The following is a 20,706-nucleotide window of genomic DNA, read 5'->3' on the forward strand; positions in this document are numbered from 1 at the left end:
CCCTCAGGAGGCGCCGCCCTCCGTCCAGGGCCGGAGCTTCTCCGGGTTGCGGACCGCCCAGATGCGGGAGACGCGGCCGTCGGCGACATCGAACGCCGCCACCGTCACGGTCGTCCCGGCGTGCCGGGCGACCAGGCCGGGCCGGCCGTTGACCGTCCGCTCCAGCAGCGTCAGCCCCGGGGTCCTGCCGGCCATGTGGACCAGGTAACCGGCGATGCGCTCACCGCCTTCCACCGGGCGCAGGGCGGCACCGGCCAGGCCGCCGCCATCTGCGACCATCGTGGCATCGGGGTCGAGGAGGCCGACGAGGGCCTTGATGTCCCCGGCCTCCCACGCCTCCTTGAAGTGCCGCACCACACCGGCCTGCCCCGCCGCCGGTACCGCCGGGCCCTGCGCGGCGTGAACCCTCCGGCGGGCCGAGTACGCCAACTGCCGGCAGGCCGCGGGCGTCCGGCCGACGATCCCGGCCACCTCGGGGAAGGGGAAGCGGAAGACGTCGTGCAGCACGAACGCCACGCGCTCGGCCGGCGTCATCGACTCCAGGACGACGAGGAAGGCCATCGTCACGGACTCGTCCAGGGTGACCCGGTCGGCGGGGTCGGCCGACTCGGGCCCGCCGCCGGCCGGGCCGCCCGTCCACTCCGAGCGGTCCGGCAGCGGCTCGGGTATCCAGGAACCGACATAGCGCTCGCGCCGGACGCGAGCCGAGCCGAGGAGGTCGAGGCAGACGCGTCCGGCCACCGTCGTCAGCCAGGCCCCGGGAGACTCGATGGCCTCCTGCTGCCGGCGCGACATCGCGTACCAGCGGGCATAGGTCTCCTGCACGGCGTCCTCGGCCTCGGCCAGCGAACCGAGCAGCCGGTAGGCGAGGTTGATCAGATGACGCTGCTCGCCGACCACCGCGCTCAGGTCCGGCTCGGACCCGTACCGCTCCGGCTTCGATGGGGTGCTCATGCCCGCGACCGCTCCCTGGTTCGTCCCGTCCGCTTCAGCTCTCGCCCCTTCGACGGAACACGGCCCCCGTTTGTCAGGCCGGTGCCCGGCCTGACAGTTCACGGGCCCGGGTCGTCGGAGTGGGGGGGACGGTACCGCCGTTCCACCGCCGCGAGACAGAAGAGGGACCGCGTCATGGCCACAGATGCAACGGCAGAGCACCGCAGCCTCACGTTCCTCCGGATCGCGGTCGCCCTGCAGACCTCGGCGATCTTCTTCCAGGCCGTCACCGCCGGAGTGCTGCTGTCCTCGTCGCACGGCGAGGTGCTGCACAGTGCCGGAGCGCGCGTGATGTACGCCGCGTCGATGCTGTACGTGCTCGCCGCGATCCTCGCGTGGCGACCGGGCGGCGGATCGCCCCGCCCGATCCTGTACGCCTCCGGCTTCCTGGCCCTCGCCTCGGTCCAAGTGGTGCTGGGCATCGCCCACAAGCCGTCGCTCCACGTCCCCCTGGGCGTCCTGATGTTCGGCCTGAGCGTCCTGGCGCTGGCCGTGGGCGGCCGAAGGGCGTCGACCTCGATCAGTCGGTCGGGTCGGGCATGATCTCCCGGACCTCCTGCGCGCAGCGGCACGCGGCGGCGAGCTCGGCAGCCCACTCCAGCGCGTTCTCACGTGAGGGCACATCGATGATCGCGAACCCGCCGAGCACCGCCTTGGTCTCCGGGTACGGGCCGTCGGCGACGGTCCCGTCGGTGGACACGACGCTCGCCCGCTGCGTTTGCAGTCCGCCGCCGAAGACCCACACGCCGGCGTCCCGGGCCTTGCCCACCACCTTGAGCGAGGCCTCGGCCACCTCGGGCAAGTCCTCCTCGGGGAAGTTCATCGCGCCGTCGTCGAACGAGATCAGATACCGGGTCATGCGTGACTCCCTCGGTCGTCGGCCGCCATCGGCCGCGTCTCACCTTACGGCGAGCGCCTCCCGCCGGACCGGCATTCGAACAAATTTCCGGGCTGTGTCCGGGGTCTGTTTCGAAGGTCCGTACGGATGTGTACCTGCCCGCAGTGGCCGATCTCGACGACACACGGTGCTCGGGTGTCGGAGGGCGTCCTGAATAGCCGGGCATCCCGGCGCTACGAGACGGGCATCGCGCCGTCAGTGCCGACGAGTAGGTTCCCTCCGTTCGGCCCAACAGCCGGGCCGCCGAACTGGGAGGACTCATCGAAGTGAGCATCCACATGCACATGCGCGCCGTCGCAGAATCCGAGATCCGGGATGACCACACCTGGCTTGCGGCGTTCATGTGGGAGGCTTGGGAGAACCACCCCGCCGAGTACGCAGCGGGCATCGCCGAGTCGATCGACAAGGTCTGGGGCTCCGTCAATGACCTCTATGCCGCTGCCGATGTTCTCGATGCGGATGCCGACGACTCTTGGGAGCTGCCGATTTACGGCGGGCGGCCAGTGGCGCACAGCGCGGATGGCGACCCCTCCAACCCGCCCCTGGGGATTCTGGAGCCCCCTGGAGTGTCACAGGCCGCAGGCTTCCTCGCTCGTGTCTCGTTCGACGAGTTGTGGAACGTCGCCCGTGCCAAGCTCGTCTGGGCCCGCAGGGACGAGGCACAGGTCAGGCAGGAGTTCCTCGACTGTCACAGGGGCCTCCAAGGGTTCTATGGGCGGGCGGCTGCAGCAGGCCACGCCGTGGTCAGTGCGGTGTGGGCTTGAGACGTGATCGCGTGGCGCCGTGCCCGGCGTGCACGGCCGCGCCGCGCCGAACGACCAGGTGCTCAGCGGGCATTCGCCAGCCCCACGGAGTCGGTGTCAGCGACGCCACTCGTAGGCGTGCGGCGACGTCTCCACGACCTCACGGGGCCAGGCCGCCCGTACACGCCGCAGGCGCTCGGCGTGCTCTTCGGCCCAGCCCGCGGGCAGGCGGACGGGAATGCGGACCGACGTGCCGGATACCGCGGCGTCCGTCACGACGACCGAGACGGAGCCGCCTTCCCCGGCGTGTTCGAACCGGATCCCGGGGTTGCGCCCGTCGTCCATCCAGTGGGCGCCCGCCCCGGCGGCCAGCGTCGCCACGGTTTCGGACCAGGTGTCCAGGTCGTCCGGAGCGAGGCACAGTTCCAGGCGGCCCTGGGCGAAGCCACTCGTCACGGTGATCTCGGCGTCCAGGAAGTCGTGCCAGGGCAGCACACCGGGCATGTGCCGCCCCAGCACCCGGACGAGGAGAAGGCTTTCCCCATCGGTCAGGGAAATGAGATCCACCGCCGGGTCCCCGTCCATCCGTCAGAGGTCCAGCAGGTGGATGCGGCGGCGGGACGAGGGGCTGCCGAGGGTGATCGCGGGGCGGGTCCTGGTGGGGGTGCCGGGGACGGCGCGCTCCAGGTGGACGCGGCCGCCGAGTTCCACCAGGCCGTCCGGTGCGGGGGCGGTGAGGATCTGGGAGCCGCGGCCCTGGGCGATGTTGAGGGCGCGGTCGAGGCGGTCGGTGAGCAGGAGGGCCGCCGAGCCGGTGGCTTCGACCTCGGCGACGCCGTCACCGCGGCCCGGGAAGCCGCGGGCGCGGACGCGTCCGGCGGGCTCGTCCTCCCAGGCCCAGGCGTAGACCCACTCGCCGGGTGGCGGGACGGGCAGCGCGTCCACCTCCTCGGGCGAGTCGTACTGCCGCAGGGTGCGAGGCGGGGCCCAGGCGGGGCTGGCCTCCAGCCAGGTGAACTCGCCGTCGAGCCGGACGCCCACGACGCCTGCGGGGGTGATCAGCTCGGGGGCGTCCAGCAGCCAGGCGGCGCCCATGCAGGGGGAGCCGGCGAAGGGCAGCCGCCCGTCGGCGGAGCGGATGTCGATGATGCCCCGCTCGGGATCGTCGACGAACACGGTCTCGGTGTAGCCCGACCGCCGGGCGAAGTCGAGGCGGTCCTGTTCGTCGGCGACGGTGCTTCCGTCACGCACCACGGCGATCCGGTCGCCGTGTGCGCCGTCGGGTCCGCAGAAGACCCGCACTATGTCGTAGCCGGTCATGGCCGCGGCCTGCCTCATGACTGCGCGACGGGGGAGAGGGGAGCCGGGGTGCCGAGCGCGGCGCCCTGGAGCGCGGTGATGCGCTCGATGAGGGTGCCCGCCAGTGCGGCCGCGGCGATCATGAACGCCTCCGCGAGCGCGACCAGGGGGATCGAGGCCGGATCGATGCGGCCCGCGGTCCAGAGCGCCAGCCCGTGTCCGAGCCAGGCCGCCCACCAGAGGTTCACGACCGTCCTGTCGCGCGTCTCCTGCCACGAGACCGAACTCGCGCGCCCGATGTCCAGGAGCACCTGACGCGGGGCGAAGAAGTTGACCAGTGGGACGAACCACACGCCGATGGTCCAGCCGCGACTCGGGAGGGACGCCTGAGGCGTCAGCAGGTGCGCGTTGTGCCGTGCCCGTGCGAGCCAGACGAGGAAGAGCACGATCGCGAGGGTCATGGCGTAGACGAAGACCATGGAGACCATGCCGGAGGTGTGCAGGGATTGCCGCGTCGGATGCAGGTAGTGGTTCCGCAGTTCGATCGCCCGGAACACGTCCAGGATGGCGGCCGCGGCAATCGCCGTCTGTGCGCAACGGGCTAGCAACAAGGGGGATTTGGGGGACTTGCTGGACATCGTGGATGGCCTGTCTCGGGTCGTGCGCGGCTCCGGTGGACACGGGAGCGGAGTGATCATAGGGGTTGGGGGGCGCACGTGTGTACGGGTAGCGGGTCCTCATCCGCGGGGCTGTACGTCCCCCACCACGTGGGCGAGCGTGCCGGCCGGGGCGGCGCGTTCGTCGGGGGGCATGCCGGGGTGGTGCCCAGCGGTCACGGGCAGGCCCGCGGACGTCGAGTCGGCGAGGGACAGGCGGGAGACGATGCGGTAGCGGTCGCCGCGGTAGAGGGAGTGCACGTACTCCACGGGGCGGCCGGCGGCGTCGCTGGTGAGGCGGTCGAAGAGCAGCGCGGGGGAGAGCACGGGCACCTGCAGCAGCCGGGCCTCCTCCTCGTTCGCGACCGTGGGTTCGATGGACTGGACGGCCTCGTGGACGAGGACGCCGTGCCGCTCGCGCAGGCAGGCGTAGAAGTCCCCGGACTCCATGTCGGCCGCCCGCAGGCCCGGCACCAGCTCGGCCGGTACGTGCAGGTACTCGACGGCCATCGGCTCGCCGTCGACGAGGCGGAGCCGGGCGATGTAGACGATCTCGGCGGCGGGCGACACCCGGAGCTTGCGGCCGACGCGGGCTCCCGCCCGCACCGTGGCGAACTCCAGGACGCGGCTGAGCCAGTGGCCGGAGGCCTGCGGCAGGCTGAAGGCGTTCTCCCCCTGGGCGAGTTCCTGGGTGATCTTCGCGGGGGCGACGAACATGCCGCTCCCGTGGCGCCGGACGAGCAGTCCGGTGGTGACCAGTTCGTCGACGGCCGAGCGCACGGTGGGCCGGGAGACGTCCAGTTGCTCGCACAGGGCACGCTCCGACGGGATCGGGGTGCCCGGTGCCTGTGACTCGACGAGTTCCAGGAGGTGGTCGCGGACCCGTTCCCGCTTCAGCGGCGACCGCGGTGCCTCGCCCGTCATGCGCTCCGCCCCCTCTTCATGGCCGTGCCGTGAATGCCGTGCCCATGAGGCTATCCAGTTGCTGACCAGTTCTCCAGGGTTTCCGTCACTCGCATGAGGTGCCGACGCTCCGAATTCCCTTCCTGTCAGGGGACTTGACCCCTCATCTGGTCTATGCCACCTTCCCTTACCAGTGGAAGACCAGTTGCCAAGTGGTAAGCCCTCCCCCACGTGCTCCACCCGACTGGAAGGGGTCCCCATGTCAGGACCGTTCCGCACCACCGCCCGGGTCCGGACCGCCATAGCCGCCTGTACGACGGCGGGTCTCGCCTGTGCCGGACTCGTCGCGCTGCCCGCGTCGGCCGCGGCGACCACGCTCACCGCGCAGTACCGGACGAGCGCGTCCGGGGCCACCGCGGACCAGGCCGAGCCCTGGCTCGAGATCACCAACCGGGGCACCTCCTCCGTGCCGCTCAGCGAGGTGACCCTGCGCTACTACTTCAAGGCAGACAGCCCCACGACCGCGTACCGCTTCGCGTGCTCCTGGGCCGTCAAGGGGTGTGCCAACATCACCGGCACGTTCGGCAACCTCGCCAACCCCACCGCCACCGCCGACCGTTACCTGGAGATCGGCTTCACCTCAGGCGCCGGCTCCCTCGCCGCCGGGCAGAACACCGGCGACATGCAGCTGCGCTTCTACCGTGCGGACTGGCAGCGCCTGACCCAGTCCGACGACTACTCCTTCAACGGCTCCCGGACGTCGTACGCCGACTGGGACAAGGTCACCGTGCAGCGGGGCGGCTCGGTCGTCTGGGGCACCGCGCCCGCCGGCAACGACCCCACGGACCCGCCGACGGATCCGCCCACGGACCCGCCGACCGATCCCAACGCGCCCGCGCTCTTCGACGACTTCACCTACACCTCCAGCAGCGACCCCGCGCTGCAGAACCACGGATGGACCGTGAAGTCCGGCCAGGGCGGTCCCGGCGTACCGGGCGCCACATGGTCACCGCAGGACGTCACCTTCGTGGCGGGCACCGGGAGCAACAAGGTCATGAACCTCCGCCTCACCACCGACGGCACCGCCGCCGGTACCAAGGAGAGCGAGATCCAGACCACCGCCCGCAAGTTCCGCAACGGCACGTACGCCGCCCGCGTGCGCTTCAACGACACGCCGACCGGCGGCCCCGACGGCGACCACGTCGTCCAGACGTTCTTCGCCTTCACCCCGCTCAACGCCCCGATGGACCCGAACTACAGCGAGCAGGACTTCGAGTACCTGCCCAACGGCGGCTGGGGCGAGCCGAGCAACATCATGTACACGACGTCCTGGGAGACCTACAACCCGGACCCGTGGAACGCGGTCAACACCCACTCGGAGAGCCGCCAGAGCTACGAGGGGTGGCACGACCTGCAGATCACCATCGACAACAGCGCCATCACCTACTACATCGACGGCCAGGTGTTCGGCTCCCACGGCGAGCCCTACCTGCCCGAGACCAGCCAGTGGATCGACTTCAACCACTGGCTGATCGACCTTACCGGCCAGACGGGCAGCACCCCGCGCTCGTACAACCAGCAGGTGGACTACGTCTACTTCGTCAAGGACCAGGTGCTGACCCCGGCCCAGGTGGCCGCCAAGGTGGCCGCCTACCGCACCGCGGGCACCGCCTTCACCGACACGGTCCCGGGCAGCTGACCGGGCCCCGTGCCGCCGCCCACCGCCACAGGGGCGCGGTGGGCGGCGGCACGGACCGCCCCTACGGAAGCGACCGGCAGTACAGCGCGTCGGGCGTCCGGGAGGAGCCGAAGCGGCCGGTCCAGGCGATGCCCGCCGCGTACTCGCCGTCCGTGCACTGGCCCTTGTAGCTGCCGTACGCGAAGTCCCCGCCCGCGCCCGACGAGGGACGGTTGTCGCCCCGGTCGAACCACACGGTGCGCCCGGCGCCGCCCAGAGCCGTGCCCGCGGTGGCGCACAGCGCGCTGGAGACGGCGGCGCCGCGGACCGCGTAGCCGACGAGGAACGAGCCGCCCGGGCACTGGAACTTGGTGTAGCCCGAGGCCCAGTCGCCGCCCGACGGCACGTACCGCTCGTCGGTGACGACCTGGTACGCCCCGGAGGAGGCCCACAGGTCCCCGGCGCCGGTGTCGGTGCACAGACCGCGGTTGCCGGTGTGGGCCAGCCCGATCAGCCGCTGCCCGTCCGGGCAGGCGGCCTTGCGCGCCCCGGAGTCCCAGTCGGGGCGGGCGCGCATGCGCAGGCTCTGCACGAAGTCCCCGTGGTCCGGGGCGAGCATCGACCAGCGGCCGACGGGGGCCACGTACCCGGTGCGGCCGGGGCTGCCGACCAGCCGGGACCAGGCGTCGGCCCGCCAGTCGTCGCCGTCGTACAGGCCCATGCGGTGACCGGCGGAGTCCCAGTGCAGCAGCGCCCAGCCGTTGCCCCGGCGGTTCTCGTGCAGGCCGACCAGCGGCCAGTACGCGAAGTCGGTGTCGTTCTGGATCAGGAAGTCCGTGAAGCTCGCGAACCAGGCGCGGGCTCTCTCGTTCGTCTCCTCCCGGCCGCCGACGCCGAACTCGCTGATCCACAGCGGCGCGGTGTAGTGCCGCCCGGTGTCCGAGGACACGTAGAAGGCCTGCCTGCGAAGCTCCGCGAACAGCTCGTCGCGGCCGAGGTCGCTGTAGCGGGGGTCGTGAGTCTCGCCGATCCCCGTCGCGCCGCTGTGCCGTGGGCCGGTGTAGCCGTAGAAGTGCGCGGAGTACACCAGCTTCCCCGACCGTACGAGGGTGTGGGAAAGGTGCTGGACGGGCTCCAGGGTGGGGCGGTCGTGGGGGAGGCCGTCGACGGGCAGGCCCGTCCAGTTGATGCCCTCGACGATCACCAGCAGGTCGGGGTTGGCCTCCTGGAGGATGCGGTCGCCCAGGTGCTGCGAGGCGGCGAACCAGTCGTGGTCGTCGCCGAGGCCCCAGTTGGGGTCGTCCCAGACCGAGCGGCGCACCTCGTTGTAGAGGTCGGCGCCGACCACGCGCTTGTTGTCGCGGTAGCGGCGGACCATGGTCAGCCAGTCGTCCTCCCAGGTGGCGGTGGACTGGGAGGCGTTCCATCGCTCGTTGCCGTCCACGCCGCAGCACCAGCGGGTGGTGTTGGTGTGGTTGTTGAGGACGACGGCGAAGCCCGCGCCGGTGAGGGCGGCGACGACGGCGTCGTAGACCTGCAGCGGTGTCCGGCCGCGCAACTGGGGGTTGGCGGCCACGGCGGCGTCCGTGACGGGCACGGAGTCGTGGATCATCTCGTTGGAGAAGGGCAGCCGGACGCTGTTGACGCCGAGTTCGGCGAAGCCGGAGAGGATGTCGGCGATCGGCGCCCGGTCCAGGCCGAGCGGTGTGCGGCCGGAGTCCTCGCCCGCGTGGTGGTTCGCCGGGTCGGCGGGATCGCCCGAGCCGTTCCAGGTGCCGCTGGCGCCGTGCCAGTTGCCGGACCTGAGCTTGAAGCGGTCGCCGTCGGCGTCGACGACGTACCGCCCGCGGGTGCTGAGCGGCGGGGTCCAGGACGCGGCGAGCGCGGTGGCCGGCGCGGCGGGAGCGACGGGCGCCGAGGGCCCGGGGTCCTGCGCGAGCGCCGTCGTGGGGGTGAGCAGGCCGAGGAGGGTGACGAGCGCGGCGGCCACGGCCGTGAGGGGCCGGCGCGGTAACGTCGCGGCCACGGCTACGGCACCACGGTGTAGGTGTTGAGCTGGTCGACCGCGGTCATCGGCGAGCCGAGGTCGTAGCGGTCGACGGCCACGTACGTCGGCTTCTTGCGTGCCGCGGGCTCGCAGAAGTTCTGGATGCGGTTGAGCAGCTTGCCGTTGTCGGTGGACGCGGTGCCGGCGAGGGTCGTGTCCCGGAAGTGGTTCATGACGAAGAGCGGGCGGAAGCCGGACTCCTCGCGGGTGAGCGGCACGTTGACCCCGGCGCCGTACCAGCGGCTGTAGCAGGACCAGTCGGAGGTGCTCGCGCCGGAGCCCATCGACCAGTAGTTCTCCACCGTCCACTCCTGCTGGTACAGCACGCCGAAGCTGTCGCGCTTCAGGCCGGTGTCGGAGCCGCGGGTCCTGTCGCTGAAGATCATCAGCTGCTTGCCGCGCGCGGCCAGGCCGGCCATGGTGGGCCAGCCGTGCTCGCGCACGCCGTCCTGGTCCGGGCGGTAGAGGACGTCGTACAGGCCGTTGACCCGGGAGAGTTCGGAGCGCAGCACCTCGGGGGAGACGTAGTCCTCCAGGAAGACGGTGACGAACTGCCCCGGGTGCTGGCGGAGGAAGTCGACCATCCGCTGCAGGTCCACCCAGAGGGCGACGGGGCGGCTGACCAGCGTGCAGCTGTTGTGGCAGAGGATCGCGCCGTCCGGGGTCTGGTGGATGTCCATCATGAAGCCGCGGACGCCGTCGCCCAGTTGCTGCGAGATGCCGCGCGACTGGTTGGGGAAGAGGTTCACGAAGGGCGGGGCGAAGCCGCCGTCGACGCCGTTGGCGTACGCGTTGTGCGCGGTCAGGAAGGTGACCTGGTCCAGGGTGCGCCCGTCGGCGGGCGGCATGGCGGCCCGGGGGAGCGGGGTGGGCGTGAGGTGCCACCGGGACAGCGGGCCCGCGGCGCCCACGCGCGGACGTTCGGGGTACACGCCCCCGCTCGGCGCCTCGCCCAGCGTCAGGCGGTCCGCGGTCCCCGGCACGCCCAGGGCGTACGTGCCGTCACCGGCCGCCGTGATCTCCCACGCCGCGCTCGCGCCGCCGCACGCCACGATCGCCGCGTCGGCGCCGGAGCGGCCCAGGCAGCGGCTCGCGTCGTCGGTACTGCGTAGTTCCTGGCCGCCGGGCACGGCGACGGCCGTCCACTGCTGGCGGTCCTCGTTGCCCTTGGGCCGGTGCAGGGCCACGGTGCCGCCGCTGTCGGAGGCGTTGAGGCCGTTCACGGCGCTCTGTACGGAGAAGGTGCCGCCGGGCGCGGCGACGGCCGCGGCCCCGGCGGGGAGCCCGGGCACGGTGACGGCCAGGGCCGCGGCCGCCACGGCCACGGCCACCGCGCCGGCGCGGGGGAGGGGGACGGAGCGACTGCTCCGAGTGGTAGTCATGCGCATGACATACCACCGGTAACGCTTGCTGTGAAAGGGCGTGTCGGGCGGCCTCAGCGCGTCGCCGGCCCGCGGCGCGAGTGCGGCGGCCGCGCCGGCTCAGGCTTCGACGGCGCCGGGTCCGACCCAGGCTTCGGTGACGGCGCCGGGTCCGACCCAGGCCTTGACGACGCCGGGTCCGACCCAGGCTTCGGTGACGGCGCCGGGTCCCACCCAGGCCTTGACGACCCCAGGACCTACCCAGGCCCCCGTCCGGGCCTCGGACCCCTGGTCCGCCGCGGCGACCGCCCCCGCGGCGATCAGCACGGTGGCGGCGGACAGTGCCAGAGCGGTGGCGGTGCGTCGGATCATCGTAGGTCCCCCCTCGGTCCCAGGTGTCGTTGTCGACCCTGCTCACGAGGCTACGGGGGCGCACCCGGGCGGGGATGAGTACGCGTGCTCAAACCGGATCGGCGGAACTACTCAGCCGGTGCGCGCCCGCACCCGGACGTGCTGCTGCGGCGGTCGACGACCGCCGCAGCAGCATGTGATCGACGGGGGCGGCGTCGCCGCCCGGCCGTCAGTGCAGTTGACCGTCGGGTGAGACCGACGGCGTCGTCGCCGGTTCGGCGGGGGCCGCCGAGGCCGCCGAGGACGCGGCGGCCCAGGCGGCCTCGGCCGCCGCCGCCCACGCGGGGTCGGCCCAGGACGTGTCGGCCCGTTCGTCCGGTTCGAGGACGTCCTCGCCGTACAGGTCCTGCAGCCAGTTGCTCTGGTAGATCGTGTCGAGGTAGCGCTCGCCGAGGTCCGGCGCGATCGCCACCGATGTGAGACCGGGCGCGCCGTTCTTCTCGAGCCAGCTCGTCGCGCCGCTGACCACGGTGCCCGTCGAGCCGCCGAACAGGAAGCCCCGACGGGCCAGCCGGTGGCAGGCGCGGATGGTGTCCGCCTCCTCGACCAGGACGACCTCGTCCACGAAGGACTCGTCGAGCAGCGGCGGATGGACGCTCATGCCCAGCCCCGGGATCATCCGGCGGCCGGGCGCCCCGCCGAACGTCACGGAGCCGACGCTGTCCACCGCGACGACCTTGACCGGCCGGGACCACTCGCGGAACCAGCGGGCGCAGCCCATCAGCGTCCCCGTGGTGCCGGCCCCGACGAACACGACGTCGACCTCGGGGAACTGCCGCGCGATCTCCGGCGCGGTCGTCCGGTAGTGCGCCCTCCAGTTGCCCGGGTTCGTGTACTGGCTGAGCCACACGTACCGGTCGTCCGAGGCGCACAGCGCGCGGACGAAGTCCAGCCGCGCGCCGAGGTAGCCGCCGTGGGCGTCCGGCCCGGAGATGATGTGCACCTGGCTGCCCAGGGCCTTCATCAGGAGCCTGGTCGACAGGTTGCACCGTGCGTCGGTGACGCACAGGAACCGGTAGCCCTTGCTGGCGGCGATCATGCTCAGTGCCACGCCCAGATTGCCGGACGAGGACTCGACCAGGATCGAGTCCGGAGTCAGGATCCCCTCCCGCTCGGCGGTCTCCACCATCTCGGTCGCGGCTTTGAGCTTGATCGAACCGGCGAAGTTGAAGCCCTCGCACTTGAGGAAGAGCGACTGCCCGAAGATCGACTCGAGGTCGACGAAGAGCTGTTCCTCGTTGAAGGCCTGGGGAACGGATATGACTGTCACGATGGCCTCCTCATCTGCGGCGCCTGTCCCGTCCAGACGGGGGAGCAGCGCGTCAGCGGCCGCTGTGTCCTGCACTGATGAGCTTGCGTGGCTGGACCGTTGGTCTTTCCCGGAGGTACCTCCGCATGCGGCTCCTTGTGGTCGGTCGCCGTGGTGCCCGCCCCGGCGTCGGGGGCCCGGGCCCAGGTACGGGGGCCCGGTGTCGTGGGGGCGGGGTCGCGGCCGTTCATCCGTACCGGCGCAGTTCGTGGAAGAAGTCGTCGACGACGTGCAGCTCGCCGGAACGCGCCACCTCGTCGTAGACGTACTTGCCGACCGCGAGGTCGAGGACTCCGAGGCCGAAGGGCGAGAACACCACGGGCCGGTCCTCGCGGAGTGCCACCCGGCCGGCGATCACGTCGTCCAGCGTGCCGGCCAGGAAGTCGCGGTTGCCGGTGTGCTGCTCCGCCAGGTGCGGCGACGTGTCCGCCTTCAGGCAGTGCTCGACGTCGTCGACCACGTTGGTCGAGCCGAGCACGATCTCCGGCGTGAGGTCGCGCAGCGACATGTGCAGCACGAGCGGCTTGTGCCCGAACCAGGTCATGTCCCCCACGTGGGGCCGGCCCGCGACCGTGGCGAAGACCACCAGGTCGCTCTCCCGGATGATCTGCTCGGGGTTGTCGTACAGGGTGATGCGTCCCGGGGCGCCCGTCTGCTCGACGTAGCCGCGGAAGCCCTTCGCGCTCTCGTCCGACAGGTCGTACACGCCGACCTCGTCGAAGTGCCAGCCCGTCCCCACCAGATAGGTGTGGATGTAGCGGGCGATCAGCCCCGTCCCGAAGAACCCCACGCGCCGGGGGCGCCGGTCGGGGCGGCTCAGCCGGTCGGCGGCCAGGGCCGCCATCGCCGCCGTCCTGGTGGCGCTGATGATGGAGCTCTCCAGGCACGCGATCGGGTAGCCGGTGTCGTGATCGTTGAGGATCAGCACCGCCGAGGCGCGGGGGATCCCCGCCGCCACGTTCTCCGGGAAGCTGGAGATCCACTTCAGGCCGTCCACCCGTACCTCGCCGCCGATCGAGGCCGGCAGGGCGATGATCCGGGCGGTGGGACGGTCGGGGAACCGCAGGAAGTACGACGGAGGGTTGACCGAGTCACCGGCGGAGTGCAGCCGGTAGGTGGTCTCCACCAACTCCGTGATCTGCTTCTCGCGCCCGTGCAGGGCACGCTGGACCTGGACACCGGGCACCACCGCGAACGGCGGTACGGTGAGCGGCCCGGAGGGCGCGGAACCCTGGGCGGCGGAGCGGTTGCTGGTCATGCGGTCGTCACCTCGACGGTCGGGGAGCAGTCGGCCAGGCGCACCGCGTCGGCCATGCCGACCAGCACTTCACGGGAGCCCTCGTAGGCCTCGCGGCTGTGCGCGGTGCGGATGTTGTCGACGAGCATCAGGTCGCCCGTCTGCCACGGCTCGCGGGCGGTGTTCGCCTCATAGACGGTGTTGAGCAGCTGGACGACGTCCGCGCCGATGGGGTCGCCGTCGCCGAAGCGGGTGTTGAACGGCAGGCCCTCGGCGCCGTACATGTCCACGAGGTACTCGTGCACCTCGGGGTCCATCGTCCATTCGTTGAGGAACGCGATCTGGTTGAACCAGCAGCGCCGGCCCGTGACCGGGTGGCGGACGACGGCACTGCGCCGCTGGCGGGTGCGCAGGGCCCCGTCCGGCTGCCACTCGAAGGCGATGGCGTTGGCGCGGCAGTAGTCCTCGACGGCGGAACGGTCGTCCGTGCCGAAGGCCTCGGCGACGGTCGCCCCGATCTCGTCGTTGTAGCTGCGGGTGAGCAGCCAGCCCTCGCGCTCGAAGCGCTGGACCAGCTCGGGCGGCAGTGCCTCGAGCACGGCCGGCGCGTCGGCCACGGCCGTGGCCCCGCCCTTCTCCGGCGCGGTCAGGCAGGCGAACATCATCATGCCGGGGAACTCGAGCCGGTAGCTCAGCTCGTGGTGCATGCACATCGGCTGGTTGGGCGGCCAGTTGGAGGAGGAGTACAGGCCCTCGGCGTAGGTCTGCCGGGACGCGAAGGCCTCCTTCTCGGCGGTCAGCCGGCCGGCCAGCCGCCGGACGACGCCTGCGGCCTTGTCCGCGTCGGTCAGGCCGAGGCCGCGGATCAGGACCGAGCCGTGCTCGGCGACGACCGCGCGCAGCGCGTCGCGGTATCCGTCGGCCCAGCCCGCCGGGTCCTCGACGGCCCCGGTGCGCAGGATCGGGGGTGAGCCGGGCCGCAGCTCGAGGTCGAGCAGGGACGGAGGGGAAGCTGAGGTCGACAACTGCGTCTCCTCTCGGTTCGCGTTCATGGGGAGGCCAGGAGTTCGGCGGCGCGCAGGACCGCCTGCGCCGCCTCGTCCGGGCAGGTACGGGGGAAGTGGTGACCGCCGCGGGCGAGCTCGTACAGATCGACGTGCTCGGCCAGCAGCCGCCACTCGCGGTACCGGCGGGAGTGGTCCGCCGTGTACGGGTCGTCGGCGGCGACGACCACGGTGACCGGCGCGGACAGCCGCACCGGCGGTGCGGAGTCGAGGGCGTCGGCGAAGTATCGGTGGGCCGCCACGCAGTCGTGGCGGTAGGCGGCGGCCACGTGCGCGGCACGCGTCCGGTCCAGCTCGGCGAGCTGGCCGTAACCGCCGTCGCCGCTCAGCTCGGCGGCGATCTCGGCGTCGCCGCGGCCGGACAGCGCCTCTGCCGCGGCGCGCCGCCCGGCGGAGTCGCCGAGCAACTGCGCGCCGAGGAACACGCGCTGGACCTCCACGCCGCGTTCCTGCAGCCGCCGGGCGGTCTCCACCGCGAGGGCGGTGCCCGAGGAGTGGCCCCACAGCAGGATCCGGGACAGTCCGCGGCCGGCGATCTCCTCGACCACCGCGTCGGCCACCTGAGCCATCGGGGCGAACGCCTCGTGGCGGGCGGCCGGGTCGTGGCCGGGCAGTTCGACGGCGTACACCGCGCAGCCCGCGGGCCGCAGTGCCGCGGCCAGCGGCCGGAAGTTCACCGCGTTGCCGCCGGCGTACGGGAAGCACACCAGGGCGCCGTGCGGCTCGCCGTCCGGCTCCGACAGGGTCTGCAGCAGCCCGGGCCGGGCGGCCGTCCGGCCGTCGAGGACCTCGGCGAGGTCGGCGAGGACCGGGTGGGCGGTGACGTCCTTGAGGGAGATCGCGCGGTCCAGCAGGATCGCCAGCCGCACGGCCGACAGGGAGGTGCCGCCGCGGTCGAAGAAGTGGTCCCGGCGCCCGATCCGCTCCTGCGGGATGCCGAGCACCGTCGACCACGCCTTCGCCAGGCGCAGCTCGGCGGGGGTGCCGGGGGCCTGCCCGCCGGGCTCCGCGGAGTCCTGCTCGGTGCCCTCCTTCGCGGCCAGCGCCGTCAGGGCCTTGCGGTCGATCTTGCTGTTGGCGGTGAGCGGCAGGCTCTCCCTCCAGTGGAGGGCCGCGGGCACCATGTAGGCGGGCAGGGAGGCCGCCAGGTGTTCGCGCAGCGTGTCCGCCTCCACGGGCGCGGGGCCCGAGTAGAAGGCGACCAGCTGGCTGCCGTCCTCGCTGACGACGACCGCGCCGTCGCGTACGCCCGGCGCCCGGACCAGGGTGTTCTCGATCTCGCCGATCTCGATGCGGAAACCGCGGATCTTGACCTGGTGGTCCTTGCGGCCCAGGAACTCCAGCGTGCCGTCCGGGTGCCAGCGACCGTAGTCGCCGCCTCGGTACAGCCGCTCACCGGACTTGTGGGGGTCGGTCAGGTACGTCTGCCGGGTGCGCTCGGGGTCGTTGATGTAGCCGCGGCCCACGCAGACCCCGGAGAAGACGACCAGACCCGGCGCGCCCAGCGGCACCGGGGACAGGTGCTCGTCGACGACGTACACGCGGACGTTGCTGACGGGCCGGCCCAGCGGCACCCAGTCGGTGTCCGGGACCCGGTCCATCACCGCGTGGTTGGTGTCGTCGCTGGTCTCGGTCAGCCCGTAGGCGTTGACCAGCTTCACACCGGGCCGGGCGGCGAACCAGCGCCCGATGAGGTCCTTCTTCAGGGCCTCGCCGGTCACCGACACGCAGCGCAGGTCCGGCAGTTCGCGCGGCTGCCGCTCCAGTGCGGACAGCACGACGTCCAGGTAGGAGGGGACGAGCTGGACGACGTTCGCCCGTCCCTCGACGACCTTGTCGAGGAAGCGGTCGGCGTCCAGGATCGTCTCCTGCTCCACCAGCAGGGTGCGTCCGCCGACGAGCAGCGCCGAGACCAGCTGCCACAGCGAGATGTCGAAGCACTGCGGGGCGGTCTGCGCGACCACCTGCCCCTCGCCGATGCCGAGGTCGTCGATCTTGGCGTAGAGGTGGTTGAGGAAGCCCGCGTGCTCGCACATCGCGCCCTTGGGCTCCCCGGTCGACCCGGAGGTGAAGTAGATGTAGGCCAGCTGGTCGCGGGCGACGGCCACGCGCGGGTCCTCGCTCGGGTGGTCCTCCGCGTAGGCGTCCTCGACCGGCAGCCGCTGCACCTCGGGGAGCGCGGACAGGGCCTCGTCCAGGGTGGCGGTGCTGCCGCGCTCGGTCAGCACCAGGCGGCACTCGGCGCGGGTCAGGGTGTTCCTGATCCGGCCGGCCGGGAAGTGCGGCTCGATCGGCAGGTAGGCACCGCCGGCCTTGAAGACCGCCAGCACCGCCGCCAGCCAGTCCAGGTTCCGCTCGGTGACCACCGCGACGACGCCCTCGCGCTCCAGACCGCGCGCCAGGAGGGCGTGGGCCAGGCGGTTCGCGCGGGCGTTGAGGTCGCCGTACGTCCACTGGCGGTCCCCGTGGACAGCCGCGACGGCCTCCGGGTGAGCGCGGGCCCGCTCCTCGAACAGCTCGTGCATCCGCTGGTCCGGCAGCTTCCTGTGCGGCCCGGCCATCCCCGTGAGCTGCAGCCGGTTCTCCTCGGCGGACAGCAGGCTCTTGCGGGTGTGCTCGGCGTCCAGGTCGGCGGCGATCCGCGCCAGCGCGGCCACGTGGTAGCCGGCGACACGGGCCGCGGCGTCCTCGTCCATGACGTCGGTGGCGTAGCGCAGCCGCAGCGAGAGGCGGCCGTCGCGGTCCGAGGCACCGACCCACAGCACGGTGCCGGGGGCGAGCTCGACACCGCCGCCGGACAGGTCGAAGACCGTCTCGAAGAGCGGCTCGGCCAGGTCGAGTTCCTTGCGGAGCGCGTCGACCGGGAAGTCCTGGAAGGCCAGTACCTGCGACTCGGCGCCGTGCGCGGCCAGCAGCAGGGACCGCCACGAGCCGGGGCCCGCCGACAGCCGGCACGGCAGCACCGCGCCGCCCGCGGCGACGTAACCGGTCACGACGTCGGCCTCGCCGCAGAGCGCGGCCAGCACCTTGGCGTGCGCGGCCAGCAGCACCGAGCCCAGCGGGACGGCGACCTCGTCCGCCACACGGCGCACGGACGCCGTGAGGCCGTCGGGGACCGCCACCACGTGCTCGGCGGCGCCGGTGACCGGTTCGGAAGTCCAGCGGGGGATCGCGGTGAACCCGCCCTCGGCGAGCACTCCGCGCCAGAACTCCCGTCCGGCGTGCACTGCCATGTCCATCGAACTGCCTCCACTCGCGGTTTCCACGGGGCTACACACCGCTGATCAGCGCGGTGGCGCGAGCGCCGCCGCTGTCGGGGGTCTTCGGGTTCTCGGGCATCTCCCGGGCGGGGTTGCCGCCCCACCGGGCGTGCGCGGGGAGTTCCTCGCCCTTCATCACGAAGGAGTCCGGGGCGATCACGGCGCCGTCGCCGACGGTCACGCCGTAGTGGACGAGGGCGCCGACCCCGAGGGTGCAGCCGGCACCCAGCGCGCTGTGGTCGGACTTGAAGGCGCCGTCCTCCTGGGAGTGGCTCTGGATCACGGTGCCCGCGTTGAGCGTGCAGTCGTCGCCGATGGCGGCCAGGGAGCGCTCCGGGAGGAAGAGGCCGTCGTCGAAGACCCGGCGCCCGATGCGCACTCCGAGCAGACGCCAGACGACGTTCTTGTACGGGGTGCCGTTGAGGACGTTCAGGTACTCCGTCGCGGCCGTCACCTTCCAGTAGCGTTCGTGCCGCCAGAAGTCGAGGTCGTAGATCGAGCAGTACAGCGGACGCAGACCGCGGAACCGGGTCACGATCCGCTCGCCGAGCACGATGTAGGTGACGGTGACGACCATGACCACGACATTCGCGAGGGCCAGGGCGGCGACGCCGTACGTGGGGTAGAAGTCGGCGGCGCAGGACGCCGTCAGCGCGACCAGGAAGAGCAGCAGCCACTGCAGCATCAGATGGAGCACGGCGGTGCCGGTGTTGTGCTTGTTCTTGTCCGACAGCAGGCGCCGGAACGCGTCGCCGTCCTTCAGGTGGTCGAACTTGCTGTCCCGGTCCACCGTGCGGGGAATCTCGAAGCTGGGTGATCCCAGCAGCCCGACGTTCTCCCGGACCGGCCCCTCGATCGGGACCATGACCTTCGTGGCCAGCAGGCAGTTCTCGCCCGTCCTGCCCTGGGGCGGATAGGCGATGTGGTTGCCCAGGAAATTGTGCGGGCCTATCGCCGTCCGGGTGACGCGGAAAGAGGTGCTCGAGTAGTCGGCATTCATGATGGACAGTCCGTCGGCGACCATGGTGCCGCTGCCGACCTTGCTCAGGAACGGATTCTCGTGCTTCACCTCGGTCCCGAAATTCGAGCCGGTCTGCTCCACCGGCGACAGGTCGTATCCGATGGCGCGCAGGTAGTGCACGACGGCGGAACTGTCGCCGAACAGGACGCGGAAGAACTTCCGGTTGGTGAGGAAGCCGATGCTCCGGTGGACCCCGTAGCGGAACCCGTAGAGCGGGTGGACCGTGTCGGGCTTCACGAGCGGGTGCAGCAGTCGCGGCACGGTGACGACGAGCAGCAGGCCGATCAGCACCGTCCCGCAGAAGAGCACGAAGGAGACGGCCAGCGCGTCGGCGTAGAAGGCCCACGTCGTCAGGGCCACCGGGCCCGGCTCCAGCAGGGGGGCCAGCCGCGGGACCGCGGCGAGCAGGATCGCCACCCCGCCGACCGCGAGCGGGACCGAGACGCCCACGAGGATCAGCAACTGCGTCAGGCAGTAGGTGACGCGGCGGCTCCTGCCGGACTCCACCGGCGCGACCACGCGGTAGTCCGCCGCGCCCGGCTGAGCCGGGGAGCCGTGCCAGCGCTCACCGGCGGGGACGCTCTGGCCGGTGTGGAGCGAGGAGGCGTGGCCGAGTTGGGCGCCGTCGCCCATGGCGGTGCCGATGTCGAGCACCGTCACCTCGCCGATCAGCACCTCCTTGCCGAGGGTGACCGGGCCGGTCTGGATCGCCCCCGAGTGGCCCCGGTAGCAGGAGAAGTACGAGTCCTTGCGGATCACCGTGCCGTCGCCGATGGTCAGCAGGTCGGTGCAGACCGGGACGTGCTTGGAGAAGACGGCCACGCCGCGGCCTATTCGCGCGCCCAGCGCCCGCAGGTACAGCACGTACAGCGGTGAACCGACGAACAGGACCATGGGGTTCGCCCGGATGAGGGTCCGCACGCACCAGAACCGGAAGTACGCCAGGCTCCAGATGCGGATCTCCTGCGGCTTCCACCGTCCGACCAGGAGCCACTTGCCCGCGATGGGCAGGACGCAGAGGCCGGCCAGGGCCGCGGCGCCGAAGGCCACGGACCGCAGGTACATGTCGAAGGGGCTCGTGCCGGCGGATATCCACTCCGCGCCGCTCATCACCACGAGCGCGGCGAGGTACGAGTAGCCCAGGAAGAACAGTGCCTGCAGCACGCCGCAGAGCACGTAGCGCGGTGTACCCCTGGCGGCGGCCGCCTCGATGGCCTCCGGGACCGGTACGTCGGCGAGGGCCGACGCCGGGGCGGGGGCCTGGGCAGCGGCCGGCACGGCGTCCGCCATCGACGCCGCGAGGCTTCTGATCGTCGGATACCGGTAGATGTCCTTCATCGACACCGACGGCAGATCCTGGTGCTTCCGCACCCGGGCACAGAAATGCGCCATCACCAGGGAGTCGGCACCCATCTCCGTGAAGAAATGGCTGTCGACCGACACCCGGTCCGTGTGCACGACGCCCGCCAGAATGTCGGCGAGAATCCTTTCCGTGCCGTCGGCCGGGGCGGCGTGGGGGCGCCCGGTGGTTGAAGATTCATCGGGATCCGAAGCGGGATCCGACGCCAGGACCTCTGCAGATTTTTCCACGATGTGAGCTCCTTGAGGAAAAGTCGACCACGGGCGGCCGGTAAGGCCGGTACCCGGTGTCCCTCGCGCCCCGGCTGGGCCGGAGCGAGTAATCCGGAAGCCATGCGGTCGTGAGCTCTTCTCTCGCCATACAACCATATGTCGCTCCTCGTAGTCTCCGCCGTCCTCGTTCGGACTGCCACTCGAAGATGATCGAAGTGGCTTGTCGCGGCCCTGGACTGCGCAAATGCTCGAGA

The 20,706-nt window shown here is 71.7% G+C and carries 17 protein-coding genes; 3 read left to right on the forward strand and 14 right to left on the reverse strand.

Annotation, left to right across the window (positions count from 1 at the left end; genetic code table 11):
- Nucleotides 1–3 precede the first annotated feature (3 nt).
- Nucleotides 4–954 (reverse strand): RNA polymerase sigma factor SigJ, encoded by a 951-nt coding sequence (sigJ, locus tag CHF15_RS31530; RefSeq protein ID WP_089227314.1) that lies wholly within the window; start codon nt 952–954, stop codon nt 4–6.
- A gap of 174 nt (nt 955–1,128) precedes the next feature.
- Here sigJ and CHF15_RS31535 point away from each other — a divergent pair, with 174 nt between their 5' ends.
- Nucleotides 1,129–1,536: a hypothetical protein gene (locus tag CHF15_RS31535; protein ID WP_089227315.1), complete on the forward strand. Its 408-nt coding sequence runs from the start codon at nt 1,129–1,131 to the stop codon at nt 1,534–1,536.
- Here the strand turns inward: CHF15_RS31535 and CHF15_RS31540 are convergent.
- Entirely contained in the window at nt 1,514–1,852 is a 339-nt protein-coding gene (locus CHF15_RS31540) for a YciI family protein (protein ID WP_089227316.1), read from the reverse strand. The two genes, CHF15_RS31535 and CHF15_RS31540, sit on opposite strands and share 23 nt — an antisense overlap.
- 305 nt (nt 1,853–2,157) lie before the next feature.
- Between CHF15_RS31540 and CHF15_RS31545 the strand changes: the two genes are divergently transcribed.
- Nucleotides 2,158–2,655: a DUF1877 family protein gene (locus tag CHF15_RS31545; protein WP_089227317.1), complete on the forward strand. Its 498-nt coding sequence runs from the start codon at nt 2,158–2,160 to the stop codon at nt 2,653–2,655.
- A 96-nt stretch (nt 2,656–2,751) separates the two neighbouring features.
- On the opposite strand, the gene CHF15_RS31550 is transcribed toward CHF15_RS31545, so the two are convergent.
- From CHF15_RS31550 to CHF15_RS31565, 4 genes are all read right to left on the reverse strand, one after another.
- Complete coding sequence (locus CHF15_RS31550; RefSeq protein WP_245939135.1) at nt 2,752–3,201, reverse strand: DUF5959 family protein; 450 nt, start codon at nt 3,199–3,201, stop codon at nt 2,752–2,754.
- Between the two features lie 21 nt (nt 3,202–3,222).
- The gene (locus CHF15_RS31555) at nt 3,223–3,954 is read right to left on the reverse strand and encodes a PhzF family phenazine biosynthesis protein (protein WP_089227319.1); all 732 of its coding nucleotides are present in this window, start codon (nt 3,952–3,954) and stop codon (nt 3,223–3,225) included.
- A gap of 14 nt (nt 3,955–3,968) precedes the next feature.
- Complete coding sequence (locus CHF15_RS31560; RefSeq protein ID WP_245939136.1) at nt 3,969–4,490, reverse strand: DUF4328 domain-containing protein; 522 nt, start codon at nt 4,488–4,490, stop codon at nt 3,969–3,971.
- A 180-nt stretch (nt 4,491–4,670) separates the two neighbouring features.
- Nucleotides 4,671–5,513 (reverse strand): GntR family transcriptional regulator, encoded by an 843-nt coding sequence (locus tag CHF15_RS31565; protein ID WP_089227321.1) that lies wholly within the window; start codon nt 5,511–5,513, stop codon nt 4,671–4,673.
- 238 nt (nt 5,514–5,751) lie between these two features.
- On the opposite strand from CHF15_RS31565, the gene CHF15_RS31570 reads away from it, so the two are divergent.
- Complete coding sequence (locus CHF15_RS31570; protein WP_089227322.1) at nt 5,752–7,191, forward strand: cellulose binding domain-containing protein; 1,440 nt, start codon at nt 5,752–5,754, stop codon at nt 7,189–7,191.
- Between the two features lie 61 nt (nt 7,192–7,252).
- Here CHF15_RS31570 and CHF15_RS31575 read toward each other — a convergent pair whose 3' ends face one another.
- The 8 genes from CHF15_RS31575 to CHF15_RS31610 form a co-directional block, all read right to left on the reverse strand.
- Nucleotides 7,253–9,196, reverse strand: coding sequence for a glycoside hydrolase family 5 protein (locus CHF15_RS31575; protein WP_089227323.1), 1,944 nt, complete (start codon nt 9,194–9,196; stop codon nt 7,253–7,255).
- Nucleotides 9,197–9,198: 2 nt separating this feature from the next.
- Entirely contained in the window at nt 9,199–10,599 is a 1,401-nt protein-coding gene (locus CHF15_RS31580; RefSeq protein ID WP_410169673.1) for a phospholipase, read from the reverse strand.
- A gap of 99 nt (nt 10,600–10,698) precedes the next feature.
- Nucleotides 10,699–10,950, reverse strand: a complete 252-nt coding sequence (locus CHF15_RS31585; RefSeq protein ID WP_089227325.1) for a hypothetical protein — start codon at nt 10,948–10,950, stop codon at nt 10,699–10,701.
- A gap of 208 nt (nt 10,951–11,158) precedes the next feature.
- Nucleotides 11,159–12,259, reverse strand: a complete 1,101-nt coding sequence (gene sbnA / locus CHF15_RS31590; RefSeq protein WP_089227326.1) for a 2,3-diaminopropionate biosynthesis protein SbnA — start codon at nt 12,257–12,259, stop codon at nt 11,159–11,161.
- Nucleotides 12,260–12,485: 226 nt separating this feature from the next.
- Nucleotides 12,486–13,556: a 2,3-diaminopropionate biosynthesis protein SbnB gene (gene sbnB, locus CHF15_RS31595; protein ID WP_089227327.1), complete on the reverse strand. Its 1,071-nt coding sequence runs from the start codon at nt 13,554–13,556 to the stop codon at nt 12,486–12,488.
- A complete protein-coding gene (locus CHF15_RS31600) occupies nt 13,553–14,587 on the reverse strand; it encodes a TauD/TfdA family dioxygenase (protein WP_089227328.1) in 1,035 nt (344 codons plus the stop codon). Before CHF15_RS31600 ends, sbnB begins: the two co-directional genes overlap by 4 nt.
- Complete coding sequence (locus CHF15_RS31605) at nt 14,584–17,838, reverse strand: non-ribosomal peptide synthetase (RefSeq protein ID WP_089227329.1); 3,255 nt, start codon at nt 17,836–17,838, stop codon at nt 14,584–14,586. Before CHF15_RS31605 ends, CHF15_RS31600 begins: the two co-directional genes overlap by 4 nt.
- A gap of 31 nt (nt 17,839–17,869) precedes the next feature.
- On the reverse strand, nt 17,870–20,473 hold the full coding sequence (locus CHF15_RS31610) for a Pls/PosA family non-ribosomal peptide synthetase (protein WP_089227426.1): 2,604 nt from the start codon (nt 20,471–20,473) through the stop codon (nt 17,870–17,872).
- Nucleotides 20,474–20,706 lie beyond the last annotated feature (233 nt).

It is taken from the genome of Actinacidiphila glaucinigra (assembly GCF_900188405.1).
GTDB classification, from domain to species: Bacteria; Actinomycetota; Actinomycetes; order Streptomycetales; family Streptomycetaceae; genus Actinacidiphila; species Actinacidiphila glaucinigra.

Bases quoted from the DNA above. Each gene is read 5' to 3' on its own strand.
- CHF15_RS31540 (WP_089227316.1), bottom strand. From the start codon at position 1,852: ATGACCCGGTATCTGATCTCGTTCGACGACGGCGCGATGAACTTCCCC.
- CHF15_RS31535 (WP_089227315.1), top strand. From the start codon at position 1,129: ATGGCCACAGATGCAACGGCAGAGCACCGCAGCCTCACGTTCCTCCGG.
- sigJ (WP_089227314.1), bottom strand. From the start codon at position 954: ATGAGCACCCCATCGAAGCCGGAGCGGTACGGGTCCGAGCCGGACCTG.
- CHF15_RS31570 (WP_089227322.1), top strand. From the start codon at position 5,752: ATGTCAGGACCGTTCCGCACCACCGCCCGGGTCCGGACCGCCATAGCC.
- CHF15_RS31580 (WP_410169673.1), bottom strand. From the start codon at position 10,599: ATGACTACCACTCGGAGCAGTCGCTCCGTCCCCCTCCCCCGCGCCGGC.
- CHF15_RS31585 (WP_089227325.1), bottom strand. From the start codon at position 10,950: ATGATCCGACGCACCGCCACCGCTCTGGCACTGTCCGCCGCCACCGTG.
- CHF15_RS31600 (WP_089227328.1), bottom strand. From the start codon at position 14,587: ATGAACGCGAACCGAGAGGAGACGCAGTTGTCGACCTCAGCTTCCCCT.
- CHF15_RS31565 (WP_089227321.1), bottom strand. From the start codon at position 5,513: ATGACGGGCGAGGCACCGCGGTCGCCGCTGAAGCGGGAACGGGTCCGC.
- CHF15_RS31605 (WP_089227329.1), bottom strand. From the start codon at position 17,838: ATGGACATGGCAGTGCACGCCGGACGGGAGTTCTGGCGCGGAGTGCTC.
- sbnB (WP_089227327.1), bottom strand. From the start codon at position 13,556: ATGACCAGCAACCGCTCCGCCGCCCAGGGTTCCGCGCCCTCCGGGCCG.
- CHF15_RS31555 (WP_089227319.1), bottom strand. From the start codon at position 3,954: ATGACCGGCTACGACATAGTGCGGGTCTTCTGCGGACCCGACGGCGCA.